19 protein-coding genes and 1 pseudogene are annotated in these 17,500 nt (G+C 74.9%); 14 read left to right on the top strand and 6 right to left on the bottom strand.

Annotated features, from left to right (window positions below; translation table 11 throughout):
• Positions 1-57: 57 nt before the first annotated feature.
• From AB0B20_RS19430 to AB0B20_RS19410, 5 genes and pseudogenes are all read left to right on the top strand, one after another.
• The gene (locus AB0B20_RS19430) at positions 58-1,269 is read left to right on the top strand and encodes a globin domain-containing protein (protein ID WP_357472173.1); all 1,212 of its coding nucleotides are present in this window, start codon (positions 58-60) and stop codon (positions 1,267-1,269) included.
• A 132-nt stretch (positions 1,270-1,401) separates the two neighbouring features.
• Positions 1,402-1,611 (top strand): annotated as a pseudogene (locus AB0B20_RS19425) (carbamoyltransferase N-terminal domain-containing protein); the annotation flags it as partial.
• A 62-nt stretch (positions 1,612-1,673) separates the two neighbouring features.
• Positions 1,674-2,531 (top strand): alpha/beta fold hydrolase, encoded by an 858-nt coding sequence (locus AB0B20_RS19420; RefSeq protein ID WP_357390834.1) that lies wholly within the window; start codon positions 1,674-1,676, stop codon positions 2,529-2,531.
• A 99-nt stretch (positions 2,532-2,630) separates the two neighbouring features.
• On the top strand, positions 2,631-3,260 hold the full coding sequence (locus AB0B20_RS19415; RefSeq protein ID WP_357390832.1) for a hypothetical protein: 630 nt from the start codon (positions 2,631-2,633) through the stop codon (positions 3,258-3,260).
• A 117-nt stretch (positions 3,261-3,377) separates the two neighbouring features.
• Positions 3,378-3,761, top strand: coding sequence for a hypothetical protein (locus AB0B20_RS19410; protein ID WP_357390830.1), 384 nt, complete (start codon positions 3,378-3,380; stop codon positions 3,759-3,761).
• Positions 3,762-3,765: 4 nt separating this feature from the next.
• On the opposite strand, the gene AB0B20_RS19405 is transcribed toward AB0B20_RS19410, so the two are convergent.
• Together AB0B20_RS19405 and AB0B20_RS19400 are read right to left on the bottom strand one after the other, a co-directional pair.
• Entirely contained in the window at positions 3,766-3,975 is a 210-nt protein-coding gene (locus AB0B20_RS19405; protein ID WP_357390828.1) for a GTPase activator, read from the bottom strand.
• Between the two features lie 36 nt (positions 3,976-4,011).
• The gene (locus AB0B20_RS19400; RefSeq protein ID WP_262012182.1) at positions 4,012-4,902 is read right to left on the bottom strand and encodes a DUF72 domain-containing protein; all 891 of its coding nucleotides are present in this window, start codon (positions 4,900-4,902) and stop codon (positions 4,012-4,014) included.
• 145 nt (positions 4,903-5,047) lie between these two features.
• Between AB0B20_RS19400 and AB0B20_RS19395 the strand changes: the two genes are divergently transcribed.
• Together AB0B20_RS19395 and AB0B20_RS19390 are read left to right on the top strand one after the other, a co-directional pair.
• On the top strand, positions 5,048-5,740 hold the full coding sequence (locus AB0B20_RS19395; protein ID WP_357472169.1) for a hypothetical protein: 693 nt from the start codon (positions 5,048-5,050) through the stop codon (positions 5,738-5,740).
• Positions 5,741-5,763: 23 nt separating this feature from the next.
• Positions 5,764-6,501, top strand: a complete 738-nt coding sequence (locus AB0B20_RS19390; RefSeq protein WP_262012180.1) for a Pr6Pr family membrane protein — start codon at positions 5,764-5,766, stop codon at positions 6,499-6,501.
• Between the two features lie 13 nt (positions 6,502-6,514).
• On the opposite strand, the gene AB0B20_RS19385 is transcribed toward AB0B20_RS19390, so the two are convergent.
• The 3 genes from AB0B20_RS19385 to AB0B20_RS19375 form a co-directional block, all read right to left on the bottom strand.
• Positions 6,515-8,593 (bottom strand): glycogen debranching N-terminal domain-containing protein, encoded by a 2,079-nt coding sequence (locus AB0B20_RS19385; protein ID WP_262012179.1) that lies wholly within the window; start codon positions 8,591-8,593, stop codon positions 6,515-6,517.
• Positions 8,590-8,967: an SCP2 sterol-binding domain-containing protein gene (locus AB0B20_RS19380; RefSeq protein ID WP_262012178.1), complete on the bottom strand. Its 378-nt coding sequence runs from the start codon at positions 8,965-8,967 to the stop codon at positions 8,590-8,592. The genes AB0B20_RS19385 and AB0B20_RS19380 overlap by 4 nt, the downstream gene beginning before the upstream one ends.
• Positions 8,968-9,149: 182 nt before the next feature.
• Complete coding sequence (locus tag AB0B20_RS19375; protein ID WP_355513340.1) at positions 9,150-9,656, bottom strand: DinB family protein; 507 nt, start codon at positions 9,654-9,656, stop codon at positions 9,150-9,152.
• Between the two features lie 99 nt (positions 9,657-9,755).
• Between AB0B20_RS19375 and AB0B20_RS19370 the strand changes: the two genes are divergently transcribed.
• The gene (locus AB0B20_RS19370) at positions 9,756-10,271 is read left to right on the top strand and encodes a 2'-5' RNA ligase family protein (protein ID WP_357208482.1); all 516 of its coding nucleotides are present in this window, start codon (positions 9,756-9,758) and stop codon (positions 10,269-10,271) included.
• A gap of 517 nt (positions 10,272-10,788) precedes the next feature.
• Here AB0B20_RS19370 and AB0B20_RS19365 read toward each other — a convergent pair.
• A complete protein-coding gene (locus AB0B20_RS19365) occupies positions 10,789-11,268 on the bottom strand; it encodes a GNAT family N-acetyltransferase (RefSeq protein WP_357208479.1) in 480 nt (159 codons plus the stop codon).
• Between the two features lie 176 nt (positions 11,269-11,444).
• Between AB0B20_RS19365 and AB0B20_RS19360 the strand changes: the two genes are divergently transcribed.
• The 6 genes from AB0B20_RS19360 (at position 11,445) to pip (ending at position 17,463) form a co-directional block, all read left to right on the top strand.
• Positions 11,445-12,554 (top strand): hypothetical protein, encoded by a 1,110-nt coding sequence (locus AB0B20_RS19360; protein ID WP_357208475.1) that lies wholly within the window; start codon positions 11,445-11,447, stop codon positions 12,552-12,554.
• Positions 12,555-12,577: 23 nt separating this feature from the next.
• A complete protein-coding gene (locus AB0B20_RS19355) occupies positions 12,578-13,405 on the top strand; it encodes an MEDS domain-containing protein (RefSeq protein WP_357472163.1) in 828 nt (275 codons plus the stop codon).
• Complete coding sequence (locus AB0B20_RS19350) at positions 13,402-14,364, top strand: anti-sigma factor RsbA family regulatory protein (RefSeq protein WP_357472160.1); 963 nt, start codon at positions 13,402-13,404, stop codon at positions 14,362-14,364. Before AB0B20_RS19355 ends, AB0B20_RS19350 begins: the two co-directional genes overlap by 4 nt.
• A gap of 135 nt (positions 14,365-14,499) precedes the next feature.
• Positions 14,500-15,969: a hypothetical protein gene (locus AB0B20_RS19345; RefSeq protein ID WP_357472157.1), complete on the top strand. Its 1,470-nt coding sequence runs from the start codon at positions 14,500-14,502 to the stop codon at positions 15,967-15,969.
• Between the two features lie 125 nt (positions 15,970-16,094).
• On the top strand, positions 16,095-16,469 hold the full coding sequence (locus tag AB0B20_RS19340; protein ID WP_357390439.1) for a hypothetical protein: 375 nt from the start codon (positions 16,095-16,097) through the stop codon (positions 16,467-16,469).
• 43 nt (positions 16,470-16,512) lie between these two features.
• On the top strand, positions 16,513-17,463 hold the full coding sequence (gene pip, locus AB0B20_RS19335) for a prolyl aminopeptidase (RefSeq protein WP_357472154.1): 951 nt from the start codon (positions 16,513-16,515) through the stop codon (positions 17,461-17,463).
• The last annotated feature ends 37 nt before the right edge of the window (positions 17,464-17,500 follow it).

Below are 17,500 nucleotides of genomic sequence, written 5' to 3'. Positions count from 1 at the left end.
TCCAGATACCTGTTTCGTGGGGATCGACCTGTTCGAGTCCCGGAAGGAGATTCGGTAGTGCTCTCGGAATCCTCAGCGGCTGTCGTGACCGCCACCCTGCCCGTCGTGCGGGCGCACGGCGAGGCCATCACCGGCCGCTTCTACCAGCGGATGTTCGACGCCCACCCGGAACTGCTGAACCTGTTCAACCGGGGCAACCAGGCCACCGGGGCGCAGAAGGCCGCCCTCGCCTCGGCAGTGGTCGCGTACGCGGCGCACCTGACCGGCGAGGCCGGCCTGCCGTGGGGGCCGGTCCTGGACCGGATCGCGCACAAGCACGCCTCGCTCGGCATCACCGCCACCCAGTACCCGATCGTCGGCCGGCACCTGCTCGCCGCCGTCGGCGAGGTGCTCGGCGACGCCGTCACCGCGGAGGTGGCCGCCGCCTGGGACGAGGTCTACTGGCTGCTGGCCTGCGAGCTGATCGCCCGCGAGGCGCGGCTCTACGCCGGCGCCGGCGTGCCCGAGGCCGCGCCGGTGTGGCGGGAGTGGCGGGTGACCGGCCGGACCCGGGAGAGCGCCGACGTCGTCTCGCTCACCCTCGCGCCGGCCGGCGGCGGCGCCGCGCCCGGCTTCACCCCCGGGCGGTACGTCTCGGTCGCCGTCGACCTGGACGGCGGCCGGGGACAGCAGATCCGCCAGTACAGCCTCTCCGGCCGCCCCGGCGCCGAGACGTGGCGGATCACCGTGAAGCGGGTACGCGGTGAGGCCGGCGCTCCCGACGGCATGGTCTCCGGTCACCTGCACGACCGGGTGGCCGTCGGCGACACGCTGCGGCTCAGCCCGGCGTTCGGTGAGGTCGACGCCACCGCCGGCGACGGGCCGCTGCTGCTGGTCAGCGCCGGTATCGGGCTCACCCCGGCGATGGCGGCGCTGGCCCACCTGGCGGACCGGAACCCCGGGCGCCAGGTGACGCTGGCGCACGCCGACCGGCACGCCGAGGCGCACGCGCTGCGCGCGGAACTGCCGGCGCTCCAGCGGCGGCTGCCGAACCTGGCCGTCCACCTCTGGTATCTCGACGCCGCCGGGGCAGAGCTGCCCGGGCTGAAGGCGGAGGTGTCCAGCGGGCTGATCGACCCGGACCGGCTCCCGCTGCCCGCCGGGGTGGCCGTGCACCTCTGCGGTCCGATCGCGTTCATGAACCTGGTCCGGGGCAACCTCCTGCGCCGGGGCGTGCCGGCCGAGCGGATCGCGTACGAGGTGTTCGGCCCCGGGATGCTGCCGGGCTGACCGTTTCTCGGTCCGGGGACCCGCGTCGACGCCCCGGCCAGGGCATCGAGCCTCCACAGCGGAGGCGGCGGGCTGGCGGAGAAGTCGATGATCTACTGGTGAGGGGCGGATCCCGAGGATACGGGTCCACCCATGCGTGTCCTCGGCATCAACGCGATCTTTCACGACCCGGCCGCGGCCCTGGTGGTCGACGGCCGGGTCGTGGCCGCCGCCGAAGAGGAACGGTTCAGCCGCCGCAAGCACGGCAGACGACCGGTGCCGTTCTCCGCGTGGGAGCAGCCCGAGCTGGGGCTGGCCGACCCGTGGGACGGGCTGCGGGTCGACTACGCGCGGCGCGCGCCGGTGCAACGGCTCCGGCCACCCCTTCCTACCCGGCGGTAGGTTCGGGCCGTACGCTTGTCCGGGTGAGCGGGGACTACACCCAGGAGTACGTGGACGTCGACGGCGCGCGCATCGGTGTGCAGGTCTATCCGGAGCCGGCCGGTCCGCCCGGCGCCCCGGTGGTGCTGATCTGGCCCGCCATGGGCGTGCGCGCCCGCTACTACCGGCCGTTCGCCGCCGCGCTGCGCGACGCCGGGCTCGCGGTGATCGTGGCCGACCTGCGCGGCACCGGCGAGAGCACGCCCGCGCCGTCGCGCGCCTGCCGCTACGGCTACCAGGAGATGTCCACCGACATCGGTGCCGTGCTCGACGCGCTCAAGCCCCGGCTCGACGGCCGGACCCGGGTGCTGCTCGGGCACTCCCTCGGCGGCCAGGTCGCGGTGCTGCACCAGGCGCTGCACGACGCCGAGCGGGTGGACGGGCTGGCCCTGGTGGCGGTGGGGCTGCCGTGGTGGCGGCGGTACCCGGGCCTGCGCGGGTGGGGCGTGCTGCCGTACACCCAGGCGATCGCGGCGACGGCCCGGCTGCTCGGCGTCTGGCCGGGCTGGGGCTTCGGCGGCCGGCAGGCCGCCGGCGTGATCCGGGACTGGGCGCACACCGCCCGCACCGGCCGGTTCCCGGCGCTGGACGGGGTGGACTCGGAGGCCGCCGTGCGGCGGATCCGCACGCCGGTGCTCGCGGTGAGCGTCGACGACGACCAGTACACGCCGCACGAGACGCTCGACCACCTGTGCGAGAAGCTGACCGGCGCGCCGGTGACGCGGCACCGCTACACGGTGGCCGAGGCGGGCGCGCCGCTGGACCACTTCACCTGGGTACGCGCGTCGGCGCCGCTGGCCGCCCGGATCGCCGCGTTCGCGGACACACTCCCCCGGCGCTGAGCCACGCCGGCACGCTTCCCCGCCGGTGAGCCACGCCCGGGCGTGAGTCGCCCGATCGTGGGTATGCCGCACCGCCCGAACACGGCGGAGGGGGATCTGATGTCAGAACGGCACACCACGCTGCGCTCGATGCACGACCTGGGCCTGGCGGCCTGGTTCGGCGGTTCCCTGATGGGGGCGCTCGGCGTCAACGGCGCGGCGGCGCGGATCAACGACACGACCGAGCGGCTGCCGGTGGCCTCGGCCGGGTGGGCGCGGTGGACACCTGTCAACGCGGCGGCGATCGGCGCGCACCTGGCCGGCGCGGTCGGCGAACTGGTCACCGAGAGCCCGCGGATGGCCCGCCAGGCGGGCGTGGGGAAGATGAGCGCGGTCAAGACCGCGCTGACCGTCGGCGCGCTGGCGGTGACCGGCTACAGCCGGCTGGTCGGCATGCGGCTGGAGAAGGCCGGCGGGCCGCCGGTCGAGGGGACCACCGAACCCAGCCACCACACCCCGGCGAACGTCGCCGCCAGTCAGCGGCAGATGAAGCTGCTCCAGTGGGCGGTGCCGGCGCTGACCGGCGCGCTCGTCGTGGTGTCGGCGTACATGGGCGAACAGCAGAAACCGGGCCAGGTGTTCCGGGGCATGCTGGACCGCGCGGGCGGGCTGATGGCCGCGCCGAAGAACATCGGCAAGGTGGCCGCCGTGGGCGCGGCCGGACGTCATCTGGTCGGGGCGGCCCGTTGACCACCGCGCGGCCGGTGACCCACATCGGGGTGGGTCACCGGCCGCGCGGTGTACCGGCGCGGGACAGGGCCGTCCCCGGGCGGACGGCGCGGACATCAGCAGCCAGGTGAGGTGACCATGACCAGCAGGGACCGGCCGGGTGGGGGCGACGGGCGCGGACCGGAGTCGGCCGCGCCGTGGGGCACCACCGACGGCTTCGACGCCGACCCGCCGTGGGGCGCCGGCGACGACGACCCGATGAACGAGGGCAGCGAGGAGACCGCGGTGCCCGAGGGGCGGCTCGGTGAACGACGGGCGGCCGGGGTCCGGCCGGGCGGGCCGAGGGCCGGCCGGCACGGGCTCGGCTCAGTGGAACCGACCCGGACGCCCGAGGCCGGACCGGGCGCGCCGCCGGATCCGGCCCCGTCCGGGCGGACGTTCCCGGACGACAGCGCGGACGGCGACCTCGGCGACAACGCGCTGGAGGAGGCGACCGGGATGCGCCCGGAGACGCGCCCCTGAGAGTTCAGGAGCCGGTGCCGTCCTCACCCGGCCGGCCCGGCGCCGACGGCTCGTTGTCCGGCACCGGTGACTCGGCCACCGGGTGCCCGGTGTCGTCGACAAGGCCCGGCGCCATGCTGCCGCCGTGCGCCTCCTCGGCCTCCCGGGTCGCTCGCGGGTCCCGCTCGTCCTCGCCGTGCCGCTTCTCCACAGATCCCCCCTCGCGGTCGTCCATGCCCCCGGCGGTACCCGGACGACGGCCGGGGAAACGTCAGGCGCGCGCGGCGGCGGGGGCGACGCCGAGCAGGTCGGCCAGGCGGGCGGCGTCGCGCTGGGCCTGGTCGCCGCAGCAGTTGTTCATCAGCACGTGCAGTTCGGCGCACTGGTCGGCCAGTTCGCGCAACAGCACCGACCAGTGCCTCAGCTCCCGTTCCCCGTAGGCGTAGCGGAACCGTTCCTGCTTGTCGCCGCTCTCCCAGGCCGTGCTGTGCCCGTGGAACCGGATCACGGCCAGGTCGGTGGTGGCGACCAGGACCGGCGGCACCGAGGAGACGTGCCCCTGCGGCATGTCCACGCAGGCGTACCCGAGATCGTGCTCGCGCAGGAACGTCACGGTCTCGGCCATCGCGTCCCCGTCGAACCAGGACGAGTGCCGCAGCTCGACGGTGACCGGCCAGGGACGGCAGCGCCGGGCCGCGTCCAGGATCCGCCGCCGGGCCGCCTCACCGCGGGCCAGCCACGGCGGGAACTGCAACAGCACGGCGCCGAGCCGGTCGGCCGCCGCGAGCGGCGCCAGCGCCGCGTGGAACCGGTCCCACACCTCGTCGTACGCCCCGGCGGGCAGGTCGCGCCAGCGGATCCGGCTCGGGCCGCCGGCCGGGCGCAGGTCCTTGGGCAGCGCGTCCACAGGGGTGTGGTGGCCGGTGAACAGACGGAACGCCTTGACGTCGAAGGTGAACCCGTCCGGCGTCGCGGCCGCCCAGCCCGCCGTGGTCTCCGGCGCCGGCACGGCGTAGTACGACGTGTCCACCTCGACCAGTCCGAACCGCTCCGCGTACCAGCCGAGCCGGCCGGCGGGCGTGTTGACCCCGCGCGGATACCAGCCGGAGCGGACCAGCATCTGGTCGGCCCAGGACGACGTGCCCACCTTGATGACACCCATGTAATTCAGTTCACCGCGACCGCCGGACATCGGCAACCGGAGATGCCCTCTCCGGGGCCTGACCGGCATCGGGTGACCGGCCTCACCGGGGCTTCGCGCCGACCGCGTGTGACGCCGGGCCGGGTCGAGGCGCTGAGGTCATGAGATGGACGCATCCGGTCTGGACCAGGAAACCGTCGAGCGGCTGCTCGCCGGCCATTCCGGCGACGCGCCGTCCGCTCCGCCGGCCCTGCTCGCCGTGCTGGCCGCGGTCCGGGCCGCACCCGGCGCGGGCGAGCTCGACGGCGAGGCGGCAGCGGTCGCCGCGTACCGGTCGGCCCGGCGGATGCGCCGTCGCCGCCGTGTCCGCTTCGGTGTCCGGGTGGCGGTGGCCGGGCTCGCCGCGTCCCTCACCGGTGGTGTCGCGCTCGCCGCGACCGGGAACCTGCCGCACGCCGCACGACCGGCGGCACCTCCGATCGGTACCGCGCCGCCCGCGCCGGAGACCCGTCCGGCCCGGCCGGCCGGCTCGCCGGGCCCCGGGACACCGCAGCCGTCCGCACCGCCGGGACTGTGCGTCGCGTACCGGGCGCTCGCCGAGCCGGACCGGGGACGCGCCCTCGCCACACCCGCCTTCAGCGATCTCGTCACCGCCGCCGGGGGGCACGACCGGGTGCCGGACTACTGCGCCGGGCTGCTGGGCGACGACGATCCGCCGGGCCGGGCCGGCGGCGGGCGAGGCGGCGGCCGGACCGCGCACCCGGTCCGCCCGTCCGGCGGACCGCCGGGCGTGGACGTCCCCGCGCCGGAGCACGCCGGGCCGCCGTCGGGCACCCCGCCCGGGCTGCGGGCCGGTTGACGACCGGCTGGTAACTTGCCCGCGTGACCCCCCGGCGTCGCCTGTCGGCGATCCTCCTCCGCGTGGCAGTGGTGCTCGCCGTGCTGGCCGGCATCGTCCTCACCGCGCTCGGCCCGGCCACGGTGACCGGCCTGCTGCCGTACTTCACCATCCAGAGCAACGTGGCGGTCGGCGTCGTCGCCGGGTACGCCGCCTGGTGCGCGCTGCGCCACCGGCCCGAGCCGCCGAGTGCCCTCAAGGGAGCGGTGACCCTCTACATCACCATCACCGGCACCGTCTACCACCTGGTGCTGGCCAACCCGGCCAGCCCGTTCGCGATGGCCCAGCCGGACCGGCAACCGGGTGAGTGGTGGGGCAACCAGTTCCTGCACACCGTGGTGCCGCTGCTGGCGGTCGCCGACTGGGCGCTGTTCGACAGGCGCGGCCGGCTGCGCCCCCGGTACGCCGCCTGGTGGCTGGTGTTCCCGCTCGGATACCTCGGGTTCGCGCTGGTACGCGGCCTGGTCGTGGACAGGTACCCGTACCCGTTCATCGACGCGGGCGAGCTCGGCTACGACGGGGTGGCGGTCAGCGCGGTCGGGTTCGCCACGGTGTTCTGGCTGCTGGGCCTGCTGTTCGTGGGCGTGGACCGGCTGCTCGCCCGGGCCGGGCGCGCCGAACCGGCGACCCCGGCGGCCGCGCCCGGCGCGGTGGAGCCGCCGGCCGCGGCCGGGCCGGAGGAGCCGCCGGTGGTCCAGCGGGAGACCACCGGCTCGGCCTGAGCGGCCCGGCGGATCAGGCGGCGCGCCGGGCCGGCCCGCCCGCGCGGATCCGGCGGCCCGCGCCGCGTTCCCGGCCGTACGAGTCGGCCCGCCCCCAGCGGCCCGGCACGTCGAGCAGCTCGATCCGCCCGAAGCCGGCCGGAACGGCCGGGTTCACCAGCAGGTTCTCGCCGCACGGGCGCAGCCCCAGCATGGTCGCCAGCAGCATCAGCAACCCGCTCGACGCCCACGACTGCGGTCGCCCGGCCTCCGGCAACTGGACCGGGTACTTGGTCAGCGCGCGGGGGTAGCCGGCGATCGTCTCCGGGACCGATCCGCCGAGCGTCTCCGCCATCGCGAACACGCCGGCGGCGATGTCGGCCGCCTCCTCGTCGTAGCCGTACCGCCGCAGCCCCGCCGCGACGATCGCGTTGTCCCAGGGCCACACCGCGCCGAGGTGCGCGCCGACCGGGTTGTACGGCCGCTGCCCCTGCGCGTAGGTGCGCACGCCCCAGCCGGAGAACAGGTCCGGCCCGCGCAGGTGCCCGGCCAGCGCGTCGGCCCGTTCCGGCGCCACGATGCCGCTCCACAGCAGGTGCCCCAGGTGCGAGGTGAGCGCGTCGACCGGCTCACCGTCCGGGGTGAGCGCCAGCGCGTAGTAGCCGCGCTGCGGCAGCCAGAAGTCGCGATCGAACCGCTCCCGCAGGCGCGCCGCGTCGGCCTCCAGGCGCTCGGCGTAGGCCGGGTCGCCCCAGAACTCCCGGGCCAGGCGGGCGCCCCGGATCCGCGCGTCGTACGCGTACCCCTGGAGCTCGCACGTGGCGCGCGGGTACGGCGGCTCCACGCCGTGCCGGTCGACGATCGCCGCCGGCGAATTGCGCCAGGTCTGGTTGGCGACCCCGGTGTCGGTGTTGCGCGGCTGGTAGCGCAGGTAGCCGTCGCCGCACTGGTCGCCGTAGCGGGTCAGCCAGTCCAGCGCCATCCGGGCCGGGTGCCGCAGTTCGTGGACCAGGTCGGCGTCACCGGTCCAGCGCTCGTACTCGTCGAGCAGGATCACGAACAGCGGGGTGGTGTCGGCGGCGCCGTAGTAGAGCGCGGTGGGCTGCTCGTCGAACGCGGCCGCCTCGCCGTACCGCAGCTCGGCGACGATCTTGCCGGGTTCCTCCTCGTGCCGGTCGTCGAGCCGGCCGCCCTGCGCCATCGCCAGCATGTGCAGCGTTCCCGGGGTCAGCTCGGGCGTGAACGGCAGCGTCTGGAGACAGGTGATCAGCGCATCCCGCCCGTACAGCGCCATCGCCCAGGGCATCCCGCCGACCGGCACCCGCTCGCTGTAGGCCAGCGGCATGTAGCGCAGCGCGGCCAGGTCGGTCAGGGCCTGCCGGTACACGGCGGCCGGCCCGGGCCGGTCGGCGACCAGGTGCGGCGCCCGGTCGTACCACCGTTCGAGGTCGTCGCGCATGTCCTGACGGACGTGCTGCCGGTGCGACTCGATGCCGGCCCGCAGGTCCCGCCCGCCGGCTCCCTGGATGACCATGGCGACGTGCAGGTCGACCTGCCACTTGCCCTGCGGCTCGACGCGGATCCGGAAGGTCATCCCGCGCGCGTCCACCTCCCCCGGGACCGTGCTGGAGACGCACGTCTCCCGGGTGAATCGCCCACGCTCGTACCGGATCCGCAGCCGCCGCTGCTCCGGTTCGGGGATGACGGTCGGCCGGCGCGGGCCGGGACGCAGGATCTCGGAGGTGTCGGCGAAGTCGCCGGCCATCTCCATCCGCACCGTGTACTCGGCGGGCTCGGCCGAGTGGTTCAGCACCGTGAGGCTCTCGTGGTACGCCTCGTCGATCGAGCGGTGCCGGATCACCGAGACGTCGGCGTCCACGTAGTGGCTGGCCGCGCCCGGCACCAGCACGAAGCGGGTCTCGAAGTAGGTCAGGTCGTCGCGGGACAGCGCGTGCAACCGCTCGCCGTCGATCGTGAGCACCCAGTGGGACAGGAACCGGGTGTCGAACGAGAACAGGCCGATCGGCGCGGACGGGTCGCGTTCCATGTCCCCCTGCGCGTCGCTCACGGCGAACGCGTTGCCGGCGAGGACATGGACCAGCTCCTGCCTCATCGGGCCGCCACCCGGGCGCCGGCCACGTCCCGGGGGTCCCGGGCGTCCGGCGGGCCGGGGAAGAGCCGGCGCAGCGTCATCAGCAGCTTGAGTTCGCCCTGCACGGCGAGGTCGTTGCGCAGCAGCGCGGCGGCCGGGTGCAGGCGCCCCGCCGCGATCCGGTCGAACACCTCGCGGTTCGCGCCGACCACCAGGTCGGCCTCCTCGGCCAGGCGGTCCACCCGGACGTCCTGCCGGTCGATGGTCAGGTACCAGTGCTCGGTGCGGCCGTCGTCGCGCAGGTCCAGGCGGATGGTGCCGGAGGTGGTCTCGGGCAGCTCCGGGTGCCGGCCGGCGGTTCCCCGGGTCAGGTGTTCCACGGCCGAGACGCTCATCGGGCCCTCCTCGTCGGTGGTCGCGGCCGGCGCCGCTCGTCCCGCAGCGTCCCCGCATCGCGGGTGAGGCGAACTCACCCGAACCGGGTGAGGCGCGGCGGGTATCCCTGCGGCCATGCCGACGGCCGGGGACGCCACCGCCGACCGGGTGCTGCTCGCGCTGCGCCGGGCCGGCGCGGCGCTCAGCGCAGGATGAGTCCCCGCACGTACGCGGCCTGCCCGACGTGCTGGAGGTCGTCGTCGAGCACGCTCACCAGCCGCACCCCGAGCGTCACCGGCGGATCCCAGTTCTCGTCCACCACCCGGTCGAGGTCGGCCGGGCGCAGGCCGCGCAGGTACGCGAGGCTCCGGTCCACCACCGCCCGGTGGTAGTCGAGCAGCACAGCGCCGTTCTCGGGGCGTACCGCGGCGATCTGCTCCGGGCCGTGCCCGAAGCCGGTGTCGGCGGGGTCCGGCGGCAGGCCGCAGCGCGCCGCCCAGTCGCCGGTGGCCCACAGCTGCGGCTCCCCCATCACGTCGGCCACGTGGTCGTCCTGGATCCGGGTCAGGTGCCAGACCAGCCAGCCGACCGGGTTCGCCCCGTCGGCCGGCGCCCGCCGCAGCTGGGCCGCGTCGAGCCCGTCGAGCGCCCCGGCGACCAGATCGGGCAACCGCCCGTACGCCTCGGTCAGCACGTCCGTCGCGTCCACGTGTCCCTCACTCCCTGCCGTCTCCTGCCGTCCCCTCGGGCAGTACCGCCCAGCGTGCCCGGCAAACCTCGGCGCGGGCCCCGCCTCTAGGGTGATCGCGTGGTCGCGGCGCTGGAGCTGTATCTGGACACCGACGCCACCCGGCGGATCCGGGTGCTGTGGGACCTGCTGGAGTCCGACGGGGTGCCGAGCATGCGGTCCCTGCTGGCGCAGCGGCACCGACCGCACCTCTCACTGGCGGTCGCGCCCCGCCTGGACCCGCACCGCGTCGCCGAGGCGCTCGCCGGAACCGTGGTGGCCGCGCCGCTGCGGCTGGCGTTCCAGCACGCCGGGCAGTTCGTCGGGCGGGTCCTCTGGCTCGGGCCGGCGCCGACGCCCGAGCTGCTGGCGCACCACGCCGCCGTGCACGAGCGGCTGGCGCGGGCCGGCGTCGAGGTGGTGGAGCACTACCGCCCGGGCCGCTGGGTGCCGCACTGCACGCTGTCGATGCGGGTACCGAACCCGCTGATGGGCGCGGCGGTGCGTCGCTGCCTGGAGGTGCTTCCGCTGACCGCGACGGTGGTCGGCGCGGCGGTGGCCGACCACGCCCGCGACATCTCCCACCCCCTCCCCTGACCCCCTCCCCACCAAGCTCCACGCCCACTCCCCCCGACCTGGTGTCGACCATGGCCCTGTCCGCACGGAGGACGCCCCCGCTCGACACCACCCTGTCCGCGCCCCCGAGCCAAGCAGCCCCCTCCACACCCGTGATCCACACCAGTTCCCCGAAGTGGCGCCATCCTCGTCCATGATCAACACCAGTTCGGGGAAATGGCGGCATCAGGCCACCTCGGATGCAGCCACCTCCCCGAACTGGTGTCGATCACGAGGTCGACAGCACGCGAGGGCCATCGCCGTCACGCGGACAACAGCCAGACCCCACCAGCCGCCAGCGCGCACCCCTCCCCACCTCCACCACTGGGCCGACCCTCGGAATCCAGGGGACATGGTCCACACCATCTCGCTGAAGTGGCGACATCCCCGCCCCAAGATCGACACCAGCTCGGGGAAATGGGGGTATCAGACCACCGTTGATGCAGCCACCTCCCCGAACTGGTGTCGATCTTGGGCGGGGGCAGCGGCGGCGAGCCGGTCACGTCAAGGGAAGGCGAGGGTCGGTTCCGGTGAGGTCGAGAAGGAACGTCGGGTAGTCCGGCTGTGGGCACGGGTCGCCCCGATGACCGAGCCGCTCGTAGAACGGCGCCGCCCGCTCGTGGTGGGCCTGCCACTCCAGGTGCCGGGCCCGCCCGCCGGCCCAGCGCCGCACCGCCGTGAACAAGGCACGGCCCACCCCGTCACGCCGCCGGTCCGGAACGACGTACAGGTCGTGCAGGCGTACGGTGCGGTGCGCGTCACCGGAACGCAGGTGCGGGCCGTGGTCCTGGGCGGCGGCGTACCCGGCCAACCCGCCCGCGTCGATGGCACCGAGCAGCGCCCAGCGGGGGTCGGCGAGCAGCGCGGCGAACCGCAGCCGGTGGGTCTCCGGCGGGTCGTCGCCCACACCCATGTCCCGCAGCATCGGCCACAGCTGCGGCCAGTCCGGCACGCGCAGGTCCCGCACGATGATCGGCATCGGACCAGGATGCGGGCGGGACAGCGCGGCCGGCGACCGGGTTTCGCGCCATCTGCGGCCGCCCTGACGATCGGGACCGAACCGACGCAAGCTGGTAAAAGCGCAGGTCAGAGCCATTCTGGCCGCCCGAAGACGTGCGGCCGGAGCGGCAGCGAAGCACGTCGAAGGAGAGCCTCATGGCCGCACCCGTCGTCCGTTCCGTCACCGCCGACCAGACCGTCCTGCTACCAGGGCAGTCGACCACCGTCCTGGTGGACGCCTACCACCCCGACTCGCGCCTGCTGACGCTCGCCGGCCGGGTCAGCGACCCCACCGGCGTCACCTGGGACAGCCCGGTCCGGGTGGACCTGAGCGTCCCGTTGACCATCCAGCTCGCCGGCGCCTCGCCGGGGGTGACAGTCACACCGAGCGGCACCGAACCGGGCCGCTTCACAGTCACCGTGCTGGCCGGCCGGGGCACGGTGACGCTGACCGCGACGGCGCGTGACGGCGCCGGCCGCACCGGCACGGGCACCGCCACGCTGACCGTGCCGCTGCTGGTCGGGATGAGCGCCGAGAAGGGCGCCCGGACCCAGCGGGCGGTGGCCGACTACCCGGGCATCCGCTACATGCGCGACTTCGGCACGGACGGCCCGGACGCGGACGCGCTGCCGGAACTGCCCCCGCTGAACGCGGGCAAGTTCGCCGACGCGCCCTCGGCCGTCATGCACGTCAGCTGGAAGGACGACGTCGAGCAGCTGGCCGGCTGGCTCGACGGCGTGAACCGCCCGATCTACCTGACCTGGTACCACGAGCCGATGGGCGACGTGACCCCCGCCACGTACCGGGCGACGGCGAGCCGGGTGACGCAGATACTGGCGGCGCACCGCAACCGGCGGTGGGTGCTCGGGCACGGCCCGATCGTGACCCGCTACTGGCTCGACGAAGGGCGCGGCAACCCGGCCGACTGGGGTTACCCGGGCATGACCCACTACGGCGTGGACTGCTACTCCCGGGACACCGCCGCGTACTGGCCCGCCTCCCGGATGTTCGGCGTGGCCTTCGGCAAGGTGCGCGCCGCGTACCCGGGGATCCGGCTGCTGGTGCCCGAGTACGGACTGAGCCGCATCGCCGCGGACACCACCGGCGCGGGCCGGGCGCGGACGCTCCGCGAGCACGTCACCTGGCTGCGGCAGCAGAACGACGTGGACGCGATCGCGTACTGGAACAACTGGGCCGAGTTCGAGCTGGGTGACCCGCCGCTCGAGGCCACGGCCTGGCGCGATCTCCAGGTGGGCCCGGCATAGACTGGGCCCATGAGGCGGAGTCGGTGACCAGCGGGAGCGTGACGTACCCGGGCTACACCCACGGCTGCCTCGCCTACGACGACCCGGCCGTGCTGCGCGCGCTGACGGTCGAGCAGGTAAGCGCGGGTCTGGCCGCCGGTGAGCAGGTATGGGTGGTCTGTCCGGAGGATCGCGCCACTGTCACCGGCTGGCTGGCCTCGGTTCCCGGGGTCGACGCCGCGCGCCGGCGGGACGCGCTACGGCTGGTTCCCGTCGGCGAGGCGTACCGGCACGACGAGATCGTCGATCCCGACCGGCAGGTCCAGGCGTACGTGCGGGCCACCACCGAGGCGCTGACCGCGGGGCACACCGGCCTGCGGGTGCTGGCGGAGGCGACGAGCCTGGTCCGCAGCCCGGCCCAGCGGGACGCGTTCGCCCGCTACGAGCACCGGATCGACCACTGGATGCGGCACCGGCCGATGTCGGCGGTCTGCGCCTACGACCGCCGGCAACTGGGCGCCTCGGCGATCGCCGAGCTGGCCTGCCTGCACCCGGAGACGAACGCCGACGTGCTGTTCCGGCTGCACGCCGGCGGCGGGGACTCGGCGGTGGCGCTGGCCGGCGAGCTGGACCCGTCCAACCACGGGGACTTCGCCGCCGCGCTGGAGCGGGCCGATCCGCGCCCGGTGGCGGGCCGGGTCGTCTTCGACGCCGCCGACCTGCGCTTCGTCGACCACCGCAGCCTGCTGCACCTGCGCGACCACGCCCGCCGGCACGACGCGGTCGCGGTGCTGCGCACGCCGAGCCGGGCCCCCGCGCGGCTGGCCGACCTGCTCGGCCTGTCCGAGGTGCGGGTGGAGGTGGTCCGATGAGGAGCGGCGCGGCCTCCGGCCACGTGGGCTACTTCCACGAGGCGTTCGTCTACGACTCCGACGAGGAGCTGCTGACGGTTGCGCTGCCGTTCCTGCTGGACGGGATCGCGGCCGGCGAGCCGACGGCGGTGAACCTGGACGAGCGCAACGCCGAGCTGGTGCGCCGGGCGCTGCCGCCGGGCGCCGAGGTCACGTTCCTGCCGGTCGGAGACCTCTACGCCCGGCCCAGCGTCGCGCTGCGCTCCTACCGGGAACTTCTCGCCTCGTACGTGGCGGCGGGGGCGGCGCAGATCCGGATGGTCGGCGAGCTGCCTCCGGTGCTGCTCGGCGCGACCTGGGACTGGTGGGCCCGCTACGAGTCGGCGATCAACCACGCCTACGACGACTTCCCGCTCTGGGGCATCTGCGCCTACGACCGGCGGAGCACACCCGCGCACGTGCTCGCCGACGTGGCGCGTACCCATCCCCTGGTGGCGCGGCCGGACGGCGGGCACGAGGCGGCCGGTCTCTACACCGAGCCGACGAGTTACCTGACCGAGTTCCGTCCGGCGCCGGCGGATCCGGTGCAGCGGAGCGCGCCGCTGGTCGAGCTGACCGATCCCACGCCGGCCCGCGCCCGCGCGGAGGTACGTGCCGCCGACCGTGGCCTGCTGCCACCCGACAGCCTCGACGGCCTGGTCATCGCGGTCAGCGAGGTGGTGAGCAACGCGCTGCGCCACGGCGAGCCGCCGGTGTGCCTGCGGCTGTGGCGCGCGCCGGACCGGATCGTGGTGACCGTCCACGATCGAGGGACGGGCCCCAAGGACCCGTACGCCGGGCTGCTGCCGGCCGGCGACGGTTCCGACGGCGGGCTGGGCCTGTGGATCAGCCACCAGAGTTGCGACCACGTGACCTACCACAGGGACGCCGAGGGCTTCACCATCCGCCTGACGGCGGGGAACCCGCACTTCCCGGTCTGACCGCGCCGCCGGTCGGCGGGCAGGGGGCGGGGCGGGGCGAGCCCCGCGCGCGGACGCGGTACCGTAGCGCCTCATCGTGCCCTGCGGGGCGGTCATCCGCCGGCCTGGCGCTGGCGAACCGACGGAGGATGGCGCATGTCAAACGGTGCCGAGCCGTTCGCACCCCACGACGACCTGTCCGCGCGACCGCGATTCGATCCCGCGTTGCGCGGCTACGACAAACGTCAGGTGGACCGGTACGTCGAGCAGGTCGACGCCGAGGTGAGCGCGCTGACCGCCGCACGGGACCGGGCGTACGCGCAGGTGCGTGACCTGACCGCGCAGGTGCAGCGGGCGCAGGCCGAGGCGGGGGAGCTGCGCGACCGTCCGGCGCCGGTGGACCGGGCGTCCTTCCGCGACCTGGGCCCGATGGTGGACCAGATCCTGGACCTGGCGGAGAAGCAGGCCGGCCAGATCACCGAGGTGGCCACCCGGCGCGCGGAGGAGGTCCAGGGCCAGGCGGAGAAGCTGCTCGTCGCGGCGCAGGAGCAGGCCGCCCGGGAGCGGCGTGAGCTGGACGAGGAGCTGGCCGCCCGCCGGGCCGAGCAGGAGCGGGTGGACGAGGAACGGCGGACCGTCGCGCAGGCGGAGCTGACCGCGGTGCGGGAGCTGGCGGAGAAGCTGCGCGTCGAGGGCCAGGCCGTGCACGACCGGGCCCAGCAGGAGGCGAAGCGGATCAGCGAGCAGAGCGCCCAGCAGGTCGAGCAGGCGCGGTCGGCGTCCGAGGCGCTGGTGAAGGCCGCGCGGACGCAGATCCAGCAGGAGGTCCAGGCCAACCGCAGCAAGGCCCAGCAGGAGCTGGCCCAGTGGCAGGCCACCATGGCCAAGGAGCTGGACGAGCGGCGGGCCGCCGCCGAGCAGGAGCTGGCCGACCGGGCCGCCGCCGCGGAGAAGGACATCGCCGCGCTGGTCGCCGAGGCGCAGCAGTACGCCACCGAGGTCCGCGAGCGGGCCGACGAGGAGACCGCGGCGCACCAGGAGCAGCTCGCCGGTGTGCAGCGGGACATCCAGCAGCGTCAGGAGTCGCTGACCCAGCTCAAGGCGGAGCTGGAGACGGCCTCCCGGCAACTGGAGGACACCCGCCGGGAGATCGCCGCCATCGAGCGCACCGGCGGGGATCTGGAGGAGCGGCTGGTCGGCGTACGCCGGGAGTTGAGCGCGGAGAGCAAGCGGCTCGACGAGGCGCGGCGCGCGGCGGACCTGGCCGAGCAGCACGCCAAGGAGACCCGGGCCCGGGTGCAGCGGGAGGCCAAGCGGGTCGCCGATCTGGCCGCGGCGGCGGTCATGGCCGCCGCGGCGGGCGGCGGCGAGACCGCCGAGTACCCGCAGGTGCCGGCGCGGCCGGCGGCCCCGGTCCCGGCCGAGGCGGCGCCCCGGGCCTCGGACGGGCGGGCCGAGCCGGACGGGGTCGAGCGGGACCGGTCGGAGCCGCCGGTCGTGGAGCCGTTCGTCGAGCGGCTGGACGGCCCGAGCTTCGACGCGTTCGCGGTCCGCACGCCGGCTCCGCGCGGGGCGTCCGAGGCGGAGACCAGCGGTACGGACAACGGCGTACCGGCCACCGCCTGAGCGACGCGTGCCGCCGGTCCGGGTATGGGCGCGGCGGCACGCACCTTGCTCATCGACCTTGCTCTATGCAAATATTTGGATCGATCCGCCGGTACATCTAGATCCTTTTGCGGGAGTTGACGGGTATGCGGAAAATCTCCTCCATCGGTGCCGCCGTCGTCCTGACCGTCACCTCGGCGTGCGCCGCGGTGGCCGGCACGGCCGCACCGGCGAGCGCCGGATGCAGCCACTCGCACTCCAACGTGGACAGCAAGTTCGGCCAGCTCTTCAACGCCACGAACGTCAACATCCGGACCGGCCCGCACACCACCTGCGCCTCCCTGGGTTACGGCCAGCTCAGCCACACCGTCGACTTCCACTGCTTCGCCAGCGGCGACCGGGTCAGCGCGAACGGCCACACCACCTACACGTGGACCTACCTGCGCGACGTCACCACAGGCGTCTCCGGCTGGGTCGCCGACGCGCTGCTGGACAACCTCGGCGGCAACGTCGCCTGCTGACCGGGGCCACCCGGGGCGCCCGCGACGGGCACAATGACCGGGCATGACCGGCCTGCACCCACCCGTCGAGCCGTACGCCACCCACCGCGTACCGGTCGGTGACGGCCACGTCCTGTACGTGGAGGAGGTCGGGCGGCCGGACGGCGTACCCGTGGTGTTCCTGCACGGTGGCCCCGGCGGCGGCCTGGTGCCGGCGGCCCGCCGGTTCTTCGACCCCGCCCGTCACCGGGCCGTGCTGTTCGACCAGCGTGGCGCCGGCCGCAGCACCCCGCACGGCGAGGTGCGCGCCAACACCACCTGGCACCTGGTGGCCGACCTGGAGACCATCCGGCAACGGCTGGGCGTCGGCTCCTGGCTGGTGTTCGGCGGGTCGTGGGGCACCACGCTCGGCCTGGCGTACGCCCAGACGCACCCGGAGCGGGTGACCGGCCTGGTCCTGCGCGGCGTGCTGCTGCTGCGGCGCAGCGAACGCGACTGGTTCTACCAGGGCGGGCTGCGTCACCTCCAGCCCGAGGAGTGGGAGCGGTTCGTCGCGCCGATCCCGCCCGCCGAGCGCGGCGACGTGCTGGCCGCGTACCACGGGCGGTTGCACGGCCCGGACGAGACGCGGGCCCGGGAGCACGCGCGGGCCTGGGGGCGGTGGGAGGCGGTCAACTCGTCGCTGCGGCCCGACCCGGAGCTGCTCGCCCACTTCACCGCCGACGACCAGGCGCTGCCGGTGGCCCGGATCCTGTCGCACTACGCGGTGCACGGCGGCTTCCTCGCCGAGGGCCAGTTGCTCGACGGCGTGGACCGGATCCGGCACCTGCCCGCCGTGATCGTCAACGGCCGCTACGACCTGTGCTGCCCGCCGGTCACCGCGTACGACCTGGCCCGGCGCTGGCCGGAGGCGACACTGCGGATCGTGCCCGACGCCGGGCACTCCGCCGCCGAGCCGGGCGTGACCCGGGAGGTGCTGCGCGCACTCGACGAGGTGACCGCGAAGGTCGGCTGACACCTCGGCCGGCGAGCCTGGTCATCCGGCGGCGCCA

The sequence above is a fragment of the Micromonospora sp. NPDC049151 genome (assembly GCF_040648395.1).
Taxonomy (GTDB): Bacteria; Actinomycetota; Actinomycetes; order Mycobacteriales; family Micromonosporaceae; genus Micromonospora.
This window is presented reverse-complemented; position numbering and strand designations above follow the sequence as displayed.

Excerpts from the sequence above, each read along its gene's own strand:
- AB0B20_RS19385 (WP_262012179.1), bottom strand. The coding sequence starts at position 8,593 with ATGAGGCAGGAGCTGGTCCATGTCCTCGCCGGCAACGCGTTCGCCGTG.
- AB0B20_RS19400 (WP_262012182.1), bottom strand. The coding sequence starts at position 4,902 with ATGGGTGTCATCAAGGTGGGCACGTCGTCCTGGGCCGACCAGATGCTG.
- AB0B20_RS19340 (WP_357390439.1), top strand. The coding sequence starts at position 16,095 with ATGCGGAAAATCTCCTCCATCGGTGCCGCCGTCGTCCTGACCGTCACC.
- AB0B20_RS19410 (WP_357390830.1), top strand. The coding sequence starts at position 3,378 with ATGACCAGCAGGGACCGGCCGGGTGGGGGCGACGGGCGCGGACCGGAG.
- AB0B20_RS19360 (WP_357208475.1), top strand. The coding sequence starts at position 11,445 with ATGGCCGCACCCGTCGTCCGTTCCGTCACCGCCGACCAGACCGTCCTG.
- AB0B20_RS19365 (WP_357208479.1), bottom strand. The coding sequence starts at position 11,268 with ATGCCGATCATCGTGCGGGACCTGCGCGTGCCGGACTGGCCGCAGCTG.
- AB0B20_RS19380 (WP_262012178.1), bottom strand. The coding sequence starts at position 8,967 with ATGAGCGTCTCGGCCGTGGAACACCTGACCCGGGGAACCGCCGGCCGG.
- AB0B20_RS19405 (WP_357390828.1), bottom strand. The coding sequence starts at position 3,975 with ATGGACGACCGCGAGGGGGGATCTGTGGAGAAGCGGCACGGCGAGGAC.
- pip (WP_357472154.1), top strand. The coding sequence starts at position 16,513 with ATGACCGGCCTGCACCCACCCGTCGAGCCGTACGCCACCCACCGCGTA.
- AB0B20_RS19345 (WP_357472157.1), top strand. The coding sequence starts at position 14,500 with ATGTCAAACGGTGCCGAGCCGTTCGCACCCCACGACGACCTGTCCGCG.
- AB0B20_RS19395 (WP_357472169.1), top strand. The coding sequence starts at position 5,048 with ATGGACGCATCCGGTCTGGACCAGGAAACCGTCGAGCGGCTGCTCGCC.
- AB0B20_RS19350 (WP_357472160.1), top strand. The coding sequence starts at position 13,402 with ATGAGGAGCGGCGCGGCCTCCGGCCACGTGGGCTACTTCCACGAGGCG.
- AB0B20_RS19415 (WP_357390832.1), top strand. The coding sequence starts at position 2,631 with ATGTCAGAACGGCACACCACGCTGCGCTCGATGCACGACCTGGGCCTG.